We start from the raw sequence: 16956 nt of genomic DNA on the forward strand, positions 1-16956 counted from the left end.
TTTACTCAGTCAATAATCTATGAATAGCCCCTTTATTCCTATCGCCTTGCCATCAAGCTTTGAGCATACCTATACCGACGTTGAAGGAGTGAATCTTCATGCCATTGAAGGGGGAAGCGGGCAACCATTACTTCTACTGGGGGGCTGGCCCCAAACCTGCTACGTCTGGCGGCTATTGCTAGAACAATTGGGAGAGCATTTCCGGGTAATTGCCCTGGATATGAGGGGTCAGGGGGATTCCGATATTCCCGATGGCCCCTATGATTGCGGCACAGCGGCGAGGGAAATTAAAGCCTTTTTAGCCAAAAAAGAAATTAATTCTTTTTACTTAGTGGGTCATGATGTGGGGGCTTGGGTTGCCTTTACAGTGCTGAAATTTTTTCCAGAAGCTGTGCTGGGGGCAGGATTAATTGATGCAGCTATTCCCGGTTTGGTTAGTAACGATTTCTTCTCTGTGGTTAATGCACCAAAAGTTTGGCAGTTTTATTTTCATATGGTGCCGGATTTAGCTAGTAGTTTGGTTACAGGAAAAGAAAATGAATATCTCAGTTGGTATTTCACTAATAAATCTAAACGGAAGCAGAATCTTACCCCCGAAGTCATGGATTACTATGCTCGTTACTATAGTCGTCCTGGGGCAATGAAAGCTGGTTTTCTTTGGTACTCTGCCCTAGAGGAAACAACAAAGGCTAATACTCCCACGGCGGAGACGCATTTTAGTCAGCCAATTTTTACTATGGGGGGAGAATTTGCCACTAAATCTTTAATTTATAACGGTTTATCTCCCTATTGTGATGACATTACTGGTTACGTGATTGAACAGTGTGGCCATTACATTCCTGAGGAAGCACCGGAGGAAATTTTCCAGGCAATTTTAACCACTTTTGCAACCACCAAGGAGTCCTGAATTATGCAAAGAAGAGATCTGTTTAAATATGGCCTGGCCACCGGAGCCGGGGCGATCGCCAGTTACGCTTTGATGGGCAATAAGCCACTGTTGGCGCAACAATCTAGCAATAGGGGCGGTAAATTTTGGCCCGACAATATCCGTTTGCCTATTTCCCTGTCTTTAATGTTTGAAACAGGCAGTCAGCCGGCCAAAGGTGCTCCTACTCCCTTTGGAAACTTTACCCCGCCGCCGGATTACTACGATATGCCCACCATTACTTGGTACCGCTATGGCTATACGGAAGGGGTTCCCCGTATTCTCGATTTACTAGATAAGTACAAAATTAAAATCACTTCCCACATGTCTGGGCGCACGGTGGAAATGTATCCAGACCGGGCCAAGGAAATTGTCCAACGGGGCCATGAAGCGGCGGCCCATGGTTGGGATTGGGACAATGAATTTAATATGACCGCGCCCCAGGAAAGGGACTTTATTCAACGTAATGTGGACATAATCCTAAAAGTTACAGGACAGCGGGCAGTGGGCTACAATGCCCCGGGTTTACGGGGTTCTGTCAATATTCTTACTGTACTGAATGAATTGGGTTTTGTTTATCACATTGATGATGTCAGCCGGGATGAACCTTTCATTGTTAACCTCAACAACGGCAAATCTATCATGGTGGTGCCCTACGCCGTTTATCTGAATGATATTCGTGCTTATGAGGCCCGCTTCTTTTCCTCTGGCCAGTACTTAACCGAGTTGAAAAACTCTTTCGATCGCCTTTATGAGGAAGCTGCCTATCGACGACGGATGATGGCGGTAACAATGCACGATCGCCTGCAACGGCCGGAGCATGTTTATGTATTTGAAGATTTTCTTAAGTATGTGATGGCAAAACCAGGGGTGGCGTTTATGAAAAAAATTGACATTGCCAACTTTGCATTAAATGACCCCAATACCATTCGGGAAGATATTCAAAATGTTTATCCCAATGTGCCTAATTTTGTCCCTAGTGCCACCAGTTAATTAACAGAATAATTAGCCTAAAATATCCCAGCAATTTTGTTGTCAAACAAGGAATTTCACCATGCTCAAATTTACTTTTACTCCGCTATTAACTACCATTGCTTTAACGGGTTTAGCTCTACCAGCTTTGGCCCTAGAAGAAACCCCCGTTTTACCTGCGGAAATTGCCATTAAAGCGGCCCAGTCGGCGATCGCCGCTTGTCGTCAGGAAGGTTATGGGGTTACGGCCACCGTCGTCAATCCCGAAGGTAATGTGTTGGTGGTCATTCGTAGCGATGGGGCCCTTGTGCATACGGTGCAAACTTCATTCAATAAAGCCTATTCCGCCGTTACCCTAGCTACCAATCATAATTTGGACAGGACTTCTGGTATTTTGGCGTCAATGCAAGCAAAGGGAGCCCAGGGAGTGGGCACATGGCCCATGCCTGCCGATCCCCTCACGGGCATCACCCTTTTTCCCGGCGGAGTGACCTTGATTTCCCAGGGCAAAGTGGTGGGAGGCTTGGGGGTTTCCGGCACTCCCATTGGGATGGTGGACGAAGGTTGTGCCATTAAAGGTCGGGATGCTGTTCTGCCAGATTTACGTTAAGTGAAAATAGTTAAGAATCGGGCAAAAATATCAGTCTTCTTCCTATTTATTGCAACTCCAGCAAAATAATGGTGCCGTGGTAAGCGGCGATCGCCAAATTTTTGCCGTTGGGATGGAAAGATACACTGCCCAATCTTTCTAAATTGGGGTTATATTGCCCCAATAATTGTCCCTGTAAATTCCACACTCTTAAAATGCCATCGTCGGAAACGGTGGCAATTAAATTGTCTTGGTTGATGGCAACCCCAGTAACCCACCCATCATCAAGCACATCAATTTTTAATATTTCTTGGCCATCAAGATTAAACACCCGAGCTGTGCCATCAAAACCAGCTGTAACTAACAACTTACCATCTTGACTAAAATCGACATCATTGAGGCGACCTTGATCGGTTTCGATAATTCTTACAACTTTTCCAGCGGGATTTAGTAACGTAATTTCGCCAATATCTTGGGTGACAGCAATCAAGTTTGTCTGGGCATTAAAGTCCATATTACGACTCACCCCAGGACGAGTTACAGTAAACAGTGGTTCTTTAATGTTTGACCAACCTTCAATAGTGCCGTCATCGGAACTGGTGACTACCCCCATATCATCACTCAAGAAAACTACATCGGTAACAGCAGAAGTGTGGCCTAGAATTTCCCCCAATACATTGCCCTGCACATCCCAAATACGGGCAACACCGTTGTAGCCAGCGGTAATAATGGCTTTCCCGTCCCTGCTAAAGGCACCGTTAAAAATCATAGCTACAGGCTTACCAGCAAATTCCCGCACCAATTCTCCATCCGCTGTCCAAAGTTTAGCCAAACCATCGGTGGCAGTAGAGAGCAAATAATTGCCATCTTGACTGTAATGAATTTGAATAATTGCTTCCCCTTTGAGCGTATGACCCTGGTAACTTTTAATAACTTCTAGCTGAATGGGGGATTGGTTTACACTCCGCGCTACAGGGGCGTTATTAACCGAGGGCGTTTTAGCAATAACCTGGGCGCCCGCGAAACTAATGGTTAATCCCAGTAAAAAACTAACTAGAAATTTATGTTTCATCTTGCTATTAATCCTTAATAAGATAAATTAAAAACCCAAACCTGTCCCTGACTGCTGGTGGCCGCTAACTGCTTGCCATCGGGAGAAAAACTCAAGCTAGTTAAGCGGGCATTAACCAACGGTAATTCATAAATTAATTGACCATCTTTTTGCCAAAATCTAATCGTACCGTCGTCACTGGCGGTGGCTAGCCATTCACCTTTAGGATAGAACTGGGCACTGTTAACCCAACCGGTGGGCACAACTTTATATTCATGGATTAATTCCCCTGCTAAATTCCATAACTTGGCAGAACCATTAATGCCTGAAGTTAATAATTGTTCACCATTCGGACTAAAGTTAACATTATTAATTCGCCCTTGGCCTGTGGAAATTTCCCGTTCAATTTTGCCGTTGGGATTAATTAAATGGAGGGAACCGCTATCGGAAACACTAGCAATTAAAAGTCCCTGGGGATGGTACGCCAAATTTCGAGCTGTACCTGATTTTAAAACACTAGCTATTTCTTGACCTTGGCGGGTAAAAATTTTAGTTTGGCCATCATCAGAACAGGTGACAATAATTTGACTGTCGGGACTAAATATGGCATCGGCCACCGCTGCTCGATGGGGCTGTTGTTCCTCCAGTAGCTCCCCCTGCAAATTCCACAAGCGAATGGTACCGTCATAGCCAGTGGTGATTAAAATTTGGCGATCGGGGGAAAGACGAGCATTGAACATGGGGGGCTTTTGACCCTGTAGTTGCCCCAGCATTTCCCCTTCTTTAGTCCATAAAGTGCCCACGCCATCTGCGGCCGCCGTTAGTAAAAATTGTCCGTCGGGACTAAAATGGATACGGTTAATAGCCACATCAGACCCCGTAAATTGTCGCTCAAGATTTAGCTTAATGCCAGATTGATTAACCACCGGCGCAGAAACTTTAACTTCTGCTGTAACTATTTCTTCCTTGATTAAAAAAAGGCTGAAAGTTAGTAAAAATACAGGAAAAATACGCATTTAAAAAATCCTGAATTGAGAATAAAAACTGAAATATTTTTTTGAAAAAAAGTCTAATTATGTAGAGATTAAATTCAATTTATCCTTCATTGGGATAGCAAGCTTCCCCCTGGTCGAACAGGGCTTGGAGTTCCTCGATGTTATCGGGATGAATAAAAACAGAACCCCGCTCATTGTAATAATCCTTAGTTCCCACAAAGCCGCCGGTGATATCGTGGGGAATTCCCCAAAGGGCTGTTTGTAAAAACTCTTTCTGTGCCAAGGGGATGGACTGGTTGCTGTTGGATCCATCAAGGTTATCAATTCCTTCAAATCGTTCGGAAATGCCATAGCCAGGAGCCCAAACATTATAAAAACCCCGGACTTCCGCTTTCCCCGGAGTTTCATTACGAAAATAATGCACCATCCCCCTAGGAGAAAAAATTATTTCCCCTTGATCTTCGAGAACGGAACCAACTTTAATGGGGTCAACATTAATCCCAGGAATTTGACCGACTTGTAACGGGGCCTGAAATTCCTGAGAACTATAAAGCCGAACTTGGGATGGTTCCGTAGAAAAAAACCACTCATCGGAAGCGTAATGAAAATGGGGCGGCGGACCAGCATTAGGGGTTAAGATAGCCTCCGCCATTTGATACAAGCCACAGGTATCAGCCGGTGTTCTCAACATAATTAATACGTCTTTGCCTGGAGTTTCGAAAGCCACAGGATCTTTAAGAAATCTGGGCATGGTTAATTTCAAACCCGTATCGGGAAAATCATAAACAATTCGTTCCTGAATGCCTCGAATATTGCTCGCCGATGGTGTATAGATATTTTGATTATCTAAAGTTGCAACGGCTTTAGCTGTTTGTAAGGTGGTAACGGTGGCAACAGTGACAACAAAGATAATAACTAAAGTAATAAGGGAATTAGACAAAAATCCAGCTAAAAAATTAACCTGTTTCATGGAAAATATTTCGATGGCTTTAGTGAGATACTTTTCTTTATATTTCGCTTGATCGTCTTCCGTAAAAAAAGCTTAAGGGTTACCAACCATGGACAAGGGTAAAAGTTTAAGGCACTAAACGGGATTTAATTTTTTCAATACCTTTCAGACCACAGGTTTGGTCTAAATTACCATTGGGTGAACCAGAAACGCCGATCGCCGCCACTAATTGGTCTCCCACTTTAATGGCTGAGCCGCCGGTGCTAAAACTAAGACCAGTAATAGGATTGGGAGCCAAGGGCACAGAACCCACAGGCAAAGGAGCTGGGGTCATCTTTTGGGCGATCGCCCCAGTGGAATCTTGCCCAGTGATGGGGCCCAGGGTAATCAAAGTAAAGGCTTTATAAAAACTATTTTCGATGGTGTGGGGGGTGGCGTCATCTCCCCGAATTACAGCTTGTACTAAACCTTCTCGATTGACCACCGTGGCGGTGACGTTATAACCATCCTGTTGACAGGTATTGACCGCTTCCATGGCCGCTTCTACTGCTAGGCTTATGGGCAATTGATAATAGGTTTTTAGGGCTAGGGCGTCAGGAACAAGGGCTAAAGATAAACCAAGGGAAATCCCCAACACTAAACAAGGCTGGAAAAAACGTTTGCTCACTTTCACAGAAATTTGCCTCTAGTTAGTGAAATAATCCTAATTTTACTCATAGTTAAGACTTTTAAAAAATTGATTTTGTGCCGCCGCAACAGGGTAAACTACGACGGGAATCTAATCATTAAGATTAATCATACTTATTTTTTGGCAATTCAACGATCTGTATCACTAATTGAGTTGCTTAAATGAAAAATTTCTTGCTTTGGCTAGAACCTATTAGAACCCATTGCCCAATGGCGATCGCCAGCTTGAACTTATGTTTTGGCAGATACTCCAGGCAATTTTAAACCAAAATCTAACTCCACTTACATAATTTGTACTTAGTTTACGAAACGTATCTAAATTTTGGGGACTTAATTAGGCTAATCGTTGTAATGTTTTAACTGATATTCCCGGAGACATGCCCATGGCCATCGATATTAGCAACAAAACAGTTCTGGTTACTGGTGCCAATCGGGGGATAGGCAAAGTACTGGTGGAGTCTTTTTTGGAGCATGGGGCCGCAAAAGTGTACGCCGCCGTCAGAAAGTTGGAAAGCGCCGCTTTCTTAGTGGACAAATATGGCAATAAAATAGTCCCTATTTTGATCGATCTAGCAGACCCAGAATCCATTGCCGCCGCTGCCCAAACCGCCACAGATGTGGAAATTGTGGTCAATAATGCCGGGGTGCAAAAAGTTGCAAATCCCCTGGCCGAAGAGGCGATCGCCTGCTTGAAATTTGAAATGGAGACCAATGTGTATGGGTTGATCTCCATGGCCCAAGCCTTTGCTCCAGTGCTCAAAGCCAATGGAGGGGGAGCTTTTGTGCAACTCAACTCAGTAGTTTCCCTCAAGTCATTCTGCAATGTTGCTACTTATTCTGCTTCCAAAGCCGCAGCCTATTCCATTACCCAGGCATTGCGGGAAGTTCTGGCTGGACAAGGCACTCTGGTTCAGAGCGTCCATCCTGGCCCCATCGCCACCGAAATGACCCATGCTTCTGGCCGGGCTGATATTGCCGAATCCCCCACCCTAGTGGCGGAAGCTATTATTGCTGCACTACAATCTGGCGAGTTTCACGTTTTTCCCAACGACACCATGGCGAAAGGAATGGGCGATGCCTATCAAAGCTTTGGCAAAAATGTGATTGAGGTCAGCTTTGATTGAAAATTAGACTTTATAATTCAGAGCTAAATGATGGGGAATATCAGTTATGAAACATTCACGGAGAAATTTTTTCGCTTTGGCAGGGGCCAGTTCCCTTCTGGCGATAAACGACTTTTTGAAGGGGCTTGCCCAGGGCGCTCAAGGCGGGGGACTCGCACCATATTAAGGTCTTGCCGTGGTAAATGTGAATAATGCCGAAGGTCGTCCATGATTACCTAAAAAGGACTCGGGGTCGCAGAGCTCCTCGGCTTCAGAAAGTGATGAGTTTGTCAGTTGATCACCTCTTCCCGGAAGCTTTAATAACTCAGTTAACATCTACGGCAAAAATTAACTGTTGCTCTAGGGCTTGGAGAGAGCCAGCGGCGAAAACGTCTGATGACAGCCAATTCCAGTTGCTATCGGTGCTCCAAACACCAATTTCACTAGTTTCAAGGTTTTGCCAAAGTACCTGGTTAATACCATTAACTGTCTCCGCTGCTAGGCCCTGCCAGTCACCAAAATTGTTTTCAAATACTTCACCCAGATATTTGATTGGTGCCGTTAAATCATCCCCAGTTTGAACATAATAATTACCAAAGATACCTTCGAGAAAACTAGTGTTACCTTTGCTTTCAATATTTGTAAGGCGATCGCCAAGGAGTTCATCGCCGTTTAAATCAATCTGGAAATTAATTTCTGCTTCCAAAGTGTTGAAAGAATTGGTAGGCCAAGTTTCGGACGAAATCCAGTTCCAGTTACTATCGGCGTTCCAAACCCCAATTTCATCAATATCAGGATTCTGCCAAAGCACGTTATTAACACCATTAATTGTTTCTGCTTCGAGGATTTGCCAATTTCCAAAACTGCCACTTACAAAGGGCTGATCCTCGTAAAGAAGACTGACTTCACTGCCGTCAGGCAATTGCACAAAGAAAAGATTGTCTTTAGCAACGACGCTTATCTCGTTTTGCACCTCGGGAGTAAGGGGAGGAACCAGGAATAGGTTCGTTGAAGCATTGGAAAGGGAATCAATGGTGCCATAGACATCATTATTGTTTTGGAACTGGCCATAGGCATTGCTAAAACTACCGCCGGGACTACTGGGAGCAGAATTATTGCTGAATGTCAGACCCGCACCAGTCACGAAGGAATTGTCGGTAATAAAAATGGCTCCGCCCAATGCTTGACCGGAATTTCCCCCAGTTCCTCCTTGGGTTGTGTTGCCACTGAACTGGGAATTAGTGATGGTAACCGTGGCCTGGTTAATAAAGAGCGCACCGCCTAAACCAGCACCGCCGCCGCCACTACCCCCATTTCCGGGACTACCTCCTTCAACTGTATTACCAGCGCCCCCTTGAGACCCTACACTACCATTCCCACCGATGGGATTGCCACCTCCGGACCCTCCAGAACCACCAAAGCCACCTCTCTTATCATCACCAGGATTTTGTCCTGAAGAACCACCGCCACCGCCACCAGCACCACCACCGGCACCAAAGCCACCAGCACCACCAGGGCCGCCACTTCCTCCATTTCTGGGAGTAAAATCAAATGGACTACCACTTGAACTACCGCCACCGCCACCACCGCCACCGCCACCGATCCCGAAACCTCCAGTTCCCCCAGTTCCCCCAGTTCCCCCAGCTTTATCATCACCAACAGACCCTGCGGCACCGCCATTGTTGGCATTACCAGAGGCGTTAAAATTTCCGCCCCCTCCCCCGGCAGAAGGACGATCATCCGGGGTTCCAAAAATCTCACCACCACCACCACGGGCCCCGGCTGTTCCATTGCCGCCCACGGCTCGATTGCTGTCAAAGCTCACATTATCAATAATGACAGTACTACCTTGGAGGATAGTTAGGGCGCCACCAGCCCCGGCACCACCGCCGCCGCCACTTACCCCATCGCCGCCTTTGGCATAGCCATTCTGCAAGTTCATGTAGGAAAGATTAACTGCGACCCCTTCAAGGGTGAAAATATTGTTGAAAGCCGAGGGGTTATTAAACTTTATCGTTGGAGTACCAAAGGCTCCTAGAGTTACAAAGGTAATATCATTACGGTTATTGAGAGTGGGTAAAGGACTATTCAAAATAATGGTGCCAGCGGCGATACCAGTCATATCAATCGTATCGGGGCTGGCATTAGCGCCTGCATCAATAATGGCTTGCCGAAGGGAACCGGCTCCCGAGTCATTTGTATTGCTAACGACAATGGGAGATACATCTTGGGCACCTTGAACAAATAGGTCTATGCCATCACTAACAACTTCTAGGAAGGGACGCAGGACACCTGTTACCCGAGCCAGATATTCATCCCCTAGGGCAATTAAAACATCAGTGCCATACTGAATGAGCTTGAGATCGTCTTGACGGGAAGCTAAACCCTTAAGCCCAATGGTATCAATACCTAGCTCAAAGTCCAGAATCGCATTAAAAGAATTGGTAAAGTCAATATCCGCAATCCAAAAATGATCCGCTCCGGCTCCACCGCTGATCAAGTTTCGACCACTGCCCCGCATGAAGAAGCGATCATTACCATCGTTACCGAAGGCCTTGTCTCCCTGTCCCAGGAAGAAAGTATCATCTCCATCTCCACCATTTAGGTTATTAGTTCCCCGATCGCCCGAGGTATCAAGGATGTCGTTTCCTAAACCCCCGAACAGAGAATCATTTTGTCCTGCAATAAGGCGATCGTTACCTGGACCACCATAAACTTGATTGTTGCCCTGGGCCAGACTCAGATCGACTAAGTCATCTCCCCCTAGGGCAAAAATGATATTATCTTTGCCGACAAATCCGGGAAAAATACCTGGCACGAGGGTTTCACCGTTTTCTGTACCATAGACCGCCACAGAGGAAACAGCGGTGGACTCAAATAGATTATTGCTTTGTTGAATTAAGAGCTTAGTTCCCTTATTTATGTACTGGTCATAAGTTACACCTTGTTCTGTCACAGTCCCTGATTTTGTCCAATTCTGGAAGTCACTGGCGACGATAAAGGAGTTATGACCCAAAACCGTAAAAGTGTTGGTGGTATCAGATAAGGCTGTGAGGGTTTCTACGTTCAACGTGACCCGATTGTTAATTCCTAGGTCAATGACTTCAATACCTCGGATCCGACTGCCGATTGTGGTATCGGTGAGGTCAAGGTTGTTGGAAGACAGAATGTAACTATTGAGTTGCAAAATATCTTTACCACTACCCCCGTCCAAGCGTTCAAAATTGAGACTCCCGATGGATAGCAAGTCATTGCCTTGGCCTCCATTCATCACGACTCGTCCCCCGGCGGAAACATTTACACCTGCGCTCTGCAAAATATCGTTACCCTGACCCCCATTCATAATATGGGGAGCGGATGAGGTTGCGAGGGAAGTTGCCGAAAAAATGTCGTTGTCAATAGTGCCAACGTAGGTGACATTCTGGGTAAAGTCCCCACCAAAGACGTTGTAGGCCAACCCTGAAACTCCTTGGGAGTTGTCACCCTGGGCCCCAATGCCAAGATCGGCGTAGCCGTCCCCATTGACATCACTTAATCCCCCCACAAAGGAACCCGCAAAGGAATAGGCTTGGGCACCAACGGTCTCAAATCCATTACTGCCATTTAAATTGGACAGATCCACCGTGCCACCAACACCGAGAATAGAACTACCAAATAGAGTATAAATAGTTCCTTCTGTATCACCATTATTTGTCCCATCTGGGTTCCCAACTCCTGCGCTAGGGGCACTAACCAGCAAGTCATCATAACCATCCCCATTGATATCTCCGCCGCCAGCGATACTATAACCTACGAGGTCTTCTGAGCCAGGAGCCTGCTGGATGGTGAAGCCGTTGCCACCATTTAAGTTGCTGAGGTTGAAAGAGCCGCTGGAGCCAAGGTTACGGCCTCCAAAGACAACATAGGCTGCGCCATTCTTACCAAAGTTAAGATCATTCGTCAGGCCGACAATGAAGTCTCCAAAGCCATCACCGTTGAGATCTCCTGCCAAGCTAATACTGCCCACTCCTCCCTGCTCAGATATGCTAGAAATGCTTGGAGAGGTTAACTTAAAGCCATTACTGCCATTGAGGGTTGCTAAATTGAGGGAGGAATTGGAGGCTAAATTGTTTTTGCCAAAAATGACGTAACCATAAAGGTTTTCATTAACCTCATCAATGCCAATCAAGCCAAAATCCTCGTAGCCATCACCATTAACATCCCCCAGGGAATTGACTGCTGTAATTGGTTTACCCGCTTCAATTTGGATGGGTAAAGACTCATTTAAAACATTGACATTGCTAGTTACTCCACTGCTCCAGGTTTCTTTGCCAAAAACAATGACTGGGTTGAGGTTTGCGCTGCTAAGTAAAACATCATCTATACCATCCCCGTTAAAGTCACCGGAGGCTAGATTCACCAGTGCGCCTTGGTTAGGAACGTTAGGAACGGTGATATTAACACCACCATTACTTGCAAGTAAATTATTGATGTCAATGCCGGTATCGGGGTTAATGCTTGACCAGATGGAGGAATCTTCGCTACCCAAAATAATGGTTGCGTAGCTTTGCCCTAAGGCGCCACTGCGGGAAACGACAAAATCAGTAATGCCATCGTTGTTGAAGTCGCCGTAGTCGAGGGTTTGCTGACCTAAAATCAGACCATCATTGCTGGCGATCGTAATCGCTACACTATCGACAAAAGTGCTGGGTTGAGCCGGGTCACTGCCAAAGAAAAGGTAAACAATTTTCCCCCCAGCACCATTAAAGCCCGCATCCGCAATTAGGGTATCAACATAGCCGTCGTTGTTAATATCCGCCCCTAACTGCACCGTTCCAATTTCATTCTTAGTGACGGGCTGGAAGACAAAACCGTTATCACTCCGCAATTTGGTGACATCAATACTGCCGCCCGCTCCGACCCAAGGGTGTCCGTAGGCAACGTAAATTTGGCTAGTCTCGACTCCTGGATAGATCTGAGGCGTGGCGATCGCCATATCGGGGGAACCATCTCCATTCACATCCCCAATAGACCCCAGGCCTAAGCCCAATTGAGTACCGGAGTTAGGATTGTTAAACAAAAAGACCCGACTATTAAGAGTATTGACGTCGGATAATTCCAGTACCCCTTGATTGAGGAAATTAGCCCATTGACTTGTACCTAAAATAAGATAACTTTGGCCGGTGGCACTGTTAGGCCCATTGGTTCCTAAGGTTGGCGCGCTGATAATAAAGTCATCAAAAAAGTCGTTATTGATATCCCCGACAGCGGAAATCCAGTACCCTGCATTACCCCCCAAATTTTGGGTTGTATCGTAAATACCGTTGATGATAAATCCATTGGTGCCATCGAGATTTTGCAAATTAATCGCACTATTCCATCCCGAAGCCTTGCCAAAAACCACATAGGCTCGCCCTAAGCCATTAATGCCATTGGCGGCAGAGTTGGCGGCGCTGATAATAAAGTCATCGAAACCGTCATTATTGATGTCGCCCGCATTGACCACGTTGGTGCCAGCGTTATCTGCAATAGTGAAGTCCGGCTGTAAATTCGGGTCAGAGGGGGTGCCTCCCCCCAGGTTGGACTGGTTATAAAAAGCTTGCCCATTGAGAATCAGACCATTACTGCCATTGAGTTGACCTAGGTTCAAAGAACCATTTAAACCGGTGCCACCAAAGGCAACATAGACCTGACCGCCATAGGCTAGAGGCTTACTATCCGCATCTTCGCTACCAGAATAATCTACCGGATTGGCCTGGGGTGCCCCCAATAATAGATCAAAGACACCATCGCCATTGATGTCAGCCACGCCTAATCCTGTTCCGATTTGGCCGATCCCTGTATTTAGAAGAAAGCCGTCACTGCCTAGATTGTCCAAATTCAGGGAGGGGGTGTTACTGTTCAGGGCATTTTTAATGGCCGACCCAAATACTACATAAATGGTATTAATGGCAGGGGCACTGATAATCACATCTGCTAGACCGTCCCCTGTCACGTCGGCGATCGCCGTTTTAAAGCCCGCCGCATTACCGGCTTGATTGGACTCCAAAACTAAACTAGAAGCCGTAGATAAATCAATAGTGCTTTGACCCTCGACGTTGCTACCCCGCAGAATATAAACTTTACCCGCAGAATTTTGCACTGAATTTTGAGGAGCTCCCAACACCAGATCACTCAACCCGTCACTGTCTAAATCCGCCGTCGCCATGGCCGTTCCCAATAGGCTTTGACTCGCTCCCTGGATAATGACCCCATTAGTACCATCAAGACTATCCAAGGATAGACCTTGATCCCGAATGCCAATGGTCGGATTACCATAGACCACATAGACGGCACCATTGCCCCCATTTTTGGCCGGTGCGCCTACCAAGAAATCATCCGTGCCATCACTATTTATATCTCCCCCTGGGGCGATCGCCATACCAGCTTGGGCTAGGGGATCTGCATTTAAGATGAAACCACTGTCAATTTCAGATAGGCTGGTTGGCTCATCCTCAATGGTTGTTACCGTTGCAACGAGTTCTAATCTGGTATTCCCCAAACGCAAACCATCTAGGCGGAGGTGAGCACCTTCATGGTCACTAGTGATGACCACCCGAAATTTTTCTGCCCGGCGTTCGGTAATGTCATCATCTAGGATTGCAATCCGAATCTCCTTGAAAACTTCCCCTGGAGCAAAGGTCAGGGTTCCAGCCTGGGCTACATAATCAGCCCCCGCTGTGGCAGAACCATCTACAGTACGATAATTAAAGCTCACCGCTTCTTGAATATTCCCGGTGCGACGCACAAGCAAAACAGCTTCGCCATCGGTTTCTTTTACCCGAATAGGTGAAACTTGGAGTTGACTGGAGCCTTGACTATTGTTGTGGGGAATTACTAAGCGCAAATCACTTTCCGCCACAACACTGTTGTGGGTTGGCTGATCAAAAGCAGAATTAACTGTTTGATTGCTGATGCTGTTGCTAATTTCGATCGCCTCCGCCACGGTTTGGAAAGTGGTGAGGTTTGATAAATCCGGCGCAAATAGAACCGCAGGAGTCCACTGGGCAAATTGCTGATTATAGCTACTATAAAAAATACTTATGCCATCATCGGCAGCAGGATTCACCTCTGTCCAGAATATTGTCGCTTCGCCGCCCACCGTTGCAGATACGGGCGTTTCTAATAAACGCAGGTCACCGCTAGCTACGATTTGAGCATTACTCCAGCTTGTTCCATTCCAAAAAGAACTGTAAAGTACATCATTCTTAGTGTCACCGCCATTGGTATATAGTCCGGTATCTGGTATCAGGGTATCCGCTACGACCCAGGATAGAAGTAATGCGCCATTCGCCAGTTGAGTTAGGGTCAAAGCCTGGGGAGTTTTAATGTCTGGGTTAATGGGTATGGCATCGCTCCAAGTAGCGCCATTATCATTGGAGGTTGAATAGAACAACGTACTGGCCGCAAGGGATTCAACAAACTCAGGCCGGTTAACGCTTCCATCGGGATTAAAAATATCAGGACTGGCATTACTCCAAACCACCAATAGTTGCCCCGTTACCGTTGTGCCGATGACCGGGTTAAAGTTCATGCCGGCACTGTTGGGAATCACTAAAGGATTGCTCCAGGTATTGCCGCCATCGGTGGATTTCGCCAGTAACACCTGGGACAGACTTTCATTATGGGTATTTTTCACCCAGGTAGCATAAAGATTGCCATCACTCGCTACAAGAATACTGGGGGAGGTGTCATCGGTCAGATTAGAACCAACACTAGTGCCATCAAGGGGATTGCCCGCATAGATCGCAGTACTTCCTTGGATAAAATCAGGGTTAATGCCAACTAGCAAATCATCGGCATTGAGGGTAGTCGACAAATTTTCTGCAATCAAGCTGGGATTATCGAAGTTTTGCTCAACTTTGAGGGTTGTGGACCATTTTTTACCAAAAAGATTTAGCCCTAGTGCGAGTGTTTCTTCTAAGCTATCAAATCCGACGTTAGGGAAAACTTCAAAGTTTGCCAGGATCTCTAGCTTGCTTTCAAAATCAAAAGCCGTAAAGCCAAGCAAGGCCAGCTTTAATTTGCCTGATAATCCAGTGCCAAAGCTAAGAAGACCAGTGTTTTCCACGCCGGGAATCAGTGCTAATTCCGCTGGACTTGGAGCTTCTAAACCAGGGGGCGGCGCAAGCAAATTGTCTGCGGCTTGGTCCGAATTGATTAGCCAGTAGAGTTGGCTGGGGTCATCTCCAGGCTGGGCCGGAGTGCCATCAGCCCGCACCAAGGAATACCAATATTCAACAGTTGTATTTTCTGTCTGAGTTTCAGCTAGGGTTGATCCCCCCGTGACTAGGGCTTGGGGGGTAAGATCAAAATCTGTACTCCATTTTTGTTTGAGCGTAAAAGCCAAATCAAAAAGCAATCCCAACTGAACTTCAGCATCGAGGAGAGAAATCGGAACTCCACCTACAGAAAAACCAATGTCATAGGTGGTTTTCCCTGGTAATAAATTACGTTCGTATTCTCCCCTGAGCCTCAGGGCATCGGATGCAGAAAAAGTATTGCCATCCCCGTTAAGTAAAAAATCTAGTTGGAGTTTCCCCTGTAGACGACCTTTGAGGGAAACCTTGTTTTTACCGAAGCTCAGTGCCCCGGACAGTTCATCCTGCAGTTGCAAAAAAGCAGATAGCCCTGGATCACCCGAATTAATCAGGTTCGTAAAGTTGATCCCCCCCCCTAGGGCAAGGGCATTTTTGAATTCCAATTTGCCGTTAAAAAAAGATAAAGGAAGTTGATACTCTTTTTTGTTTTCTTTCGTGATTAAAAAAGTTCCTGGAACTTGTATATCTCCATCTCCGAGGGCCAAGGTGGGGGAAGCATTGGGAGCAATAAAATTACTGGGATTGAGAGGCTTGACCTGGGTGAGGGTGTTATGGAGTGTTTCTCGGTTTCTGAGGTCTATGACTTGGCTGTATAAATCTCTGTCAGCTTGGGGATCATCTAAGTCAATTTTTTCGGTGATTAGGAGCAGATTACCGTCGGCAGTGGTCTGCAACCGCATATTTTCATCACTCACTGCGTCATCGGTGAGCTTGAATGTTTGGCCCCAGTTATATTGCCCTAGGCTATTGAGAATGCCGCTAGCGCCATGAATATCGCTGTTATTTCCTTCTCCTTCGATCCAAGAAATAAAAATCCCCTCTACGGAACTTCCTGTTTCTTCCCCTTGGCTTCGTACTCCTGTGGTAATTTTAAGTTCTTTGGCACTGACACTATTGGCGATCGGAGCAGATTCCCGCCACCGCCCGACAGAAGGGTCGTAGTAGGCGTGGTAAATGACGTTATTTTGGTTCCAAACTAAATGTGTAAAACCGTTCGAGTCAACGGCGATCGCCGGAGTCTGGGTAGAGGCAGCCATAAATACCTTATGTAAGACAGAGGAAAAACAGGATGTTGAACAAAGTAGAAAGTACTTATGTCTATGACCGGGAGGTGGAGGTCTTCGAGAAAATTATCCAGAGCCGTAGATAAATTATCATTATTCTTTAGGAAAGTCTCATAACCATTGCTTAACCATCTTCTGTGCCGATGCTACATTCCAAGATTTAAGCAGCAATTTCTAGGAAGCTAAACCCTTCATTTGTAGGGTTTTTCCCAGTAATTTCCCTTTCTGCTTCCAAAGCCGCCGCCTATTCCATCACCCAGGCATTATGGAAGCTTTGCCAAA

9 protein-coding genes are annotated in these 16956 nt (G+C 46.2%); 4 read left to right on the plus strand and 5 right to left on the minus strand.

Features of this window, described 5'->3' with window-relative positions:
* Positions 1-19 precede the first annotated feature (19 nt).
* The 3 genes from H6G46_RS08500 (at position 20) to H6G46_RS08510 (ending at position 2507) form a co-directional block, all read left to right on the plus strand.
* Positions 20-907, plus strand: coding sequence for an alpha/beta hydrolase (locus H6G46_RS08500; protein WP_010872272.1), 888 nt, complete (start codon positions 20-22; stop codon positions 905-907).
* A 3-nt stretch (positions 908-910) separates the two neighbouring features.
* Entirely contained in the window at positions 911-1918 is a 1008-nt protein-coding gene (locus tag H6G46_RS08505; protein WP_010872271.1) for a polysaccharide deacetylase family protein, read from the plus strand.
* Between the two features lie 61 nt (positions 1919-1979).
* Entirely contained in the window at positions 1980-2507 is a 528-nt protein-coding gene (locus H6G46_RS08510; protein WP_010872270.1) for a heme-binding protein, read from the plus strand.
* A gap of 46 nt (positions 2508-2553) precedes the next feature.
* On the opposite strand, the gene H6G46_RS08515 is transcribed toward H6G46_RS08510, so the two are convergent.
* From H6G46_RS08515 to H6G46_RS08530, 4 genes are all read right to left on the minus strand, one after another.
* A complete protein-coding gene (locus H6G46_RS08515; RefSeq protein WP_010872269.1) occupies positions 2554-3558 on the minus strand; it encodes a hypothetical protein in 1005 nt (334 codons plus the stop codon).
* A gap of 14 nt (positions 3559-3572) precedes the next feature.
* Entirely contained in the window at positions 3573-4553 is a 981-nt protein-coding gene (locus H6G46_RS08520) for a WD40 repeat domain-containing protein (protein WP_010872268.1), read from the minus strand.
* Between the two features lie 79 nt (positions 4554-4632).
* The gene (locus H6G46_RS08525; protein WP_010872267.1) at positions 4633-5502 is read right to left on the minus strand and encodes a hypothetical protein; all 870 of its coding nucleotides are present in this window, start codon (positions 5500-5502) and stop codon (positions 4633-4635) included.
* Positions 5503-5608: 106 nt separating this feature from the next.
* The gene (locus H6G46_RS08530) at positions 5609-6154 is read right to left on the minus strand and encodes a heme-binding protein (RefSeq protein WP_010872266.1); all 546 of its coding nucleotides are present in this window, start codon (positions 6152-6154) and stop codon (positions 5609-5611) included.
* A 397-nt stretch (positions 6155-6551) separates the two neighbouring features.
* Here H6G46_RS08530 and H6G46_RS08535 point away from each other — a divergent pair, with 397 nt between their 5' ends.
* Positions 6552-7292 carry an SDR family oxidoreductase gene (locus H6G46_RS08535; RefSeq protein WP_020861641.1) on the plus strand — a complete coding sequence of 247 codons (741 nt, stop codon included), beginning with the start codon at positions 6552-6554 and terminating at the stop codon, positions 7290-7292.
* 304 nt (positions 7293-7596) lie between these two features.
* On the opposite strand, the gene H6G46_RS18645 is transcribed toward H6G46_RS08535, so the two are convergent.
* Positions 7597-16647, minus strand: a complete 9051-nt coding sequence (locus tag H6G46_RS18645) for a Calx-beta domain-containing protein (RefSeq protein ID WP_010872264.1) — start codon at positions 16645-16647, stop codon at positions 7597-7599.
* Positions 16648-16956: the final 309 nt, after the last annotated feature.

The sequence above is a fragment of the Synechocystis sp. FACHB-908 genome (genome assembly GCF_014698595.1).
In the GTDB taxonomy this organism is placed as follows: domain Bacteria; phylum Cyanobacteriota; class Cyanobacteriia; order Cyanobacteriales; family Microcystaceae; genus Synechocystis.

Coding starts and splice junctions, on each gene's coding strand:
- H6G46_RS08500 (WP_010872272.1), top strand. CDS start 20: ATGAATAGCCCCTTTATTCCTATCGCCTTGCCATCAAGCTTTGAGCAT.
- H6G46_RS08505 (WP_010872271.1), top strand. CDS start 911: ATGCAAAGAAGAGATCTGTTTAAATATGGCCTGGCCACCGGAGCCGGG.
- H6G46_RS08510 (WP_010872270.1), top strand. CDS start 1,980: ATGCTCAAATTTACTTTTACTCCGCTATTAACTACCATTGCTTTAACG.
- H6G46_RS08515 (WP_010872269.1), bottom strand. CDS start 3,558: ATGAAACATAAATTTCTAGTTAGTTTTTTACTGGGATTAACCATTAGT.
- H6G46_RS08520 (WP_010872268.1), bottom strand. CDS start 4,553: ATGCGTATTTTTCCTGTATTTTTACTAACTTTCAGCCTTTTTTTAATC.
- H6G46_RS08525 (WP_010872267.1), bottom strand. CDS start 5,502: ATGAAACAGGTTAATTTTTTAGCTGGATTTTTGTCTAATTCCCTTATT.
- H6G46_RS08535 (WP_020861641.1), top strand. CDS start 6,552: ATGGCCATCGATATTAGCAACAAAACAGTTCTGGTTACTGGTGCCAAT.
- H6G46_RS18645 (WP_010872264.1), bottom strand. CDS start 16,647: ATGGCTGCCTCTACCCAGACTCCGGCGATCGCCGTTGACTCGAACGGT.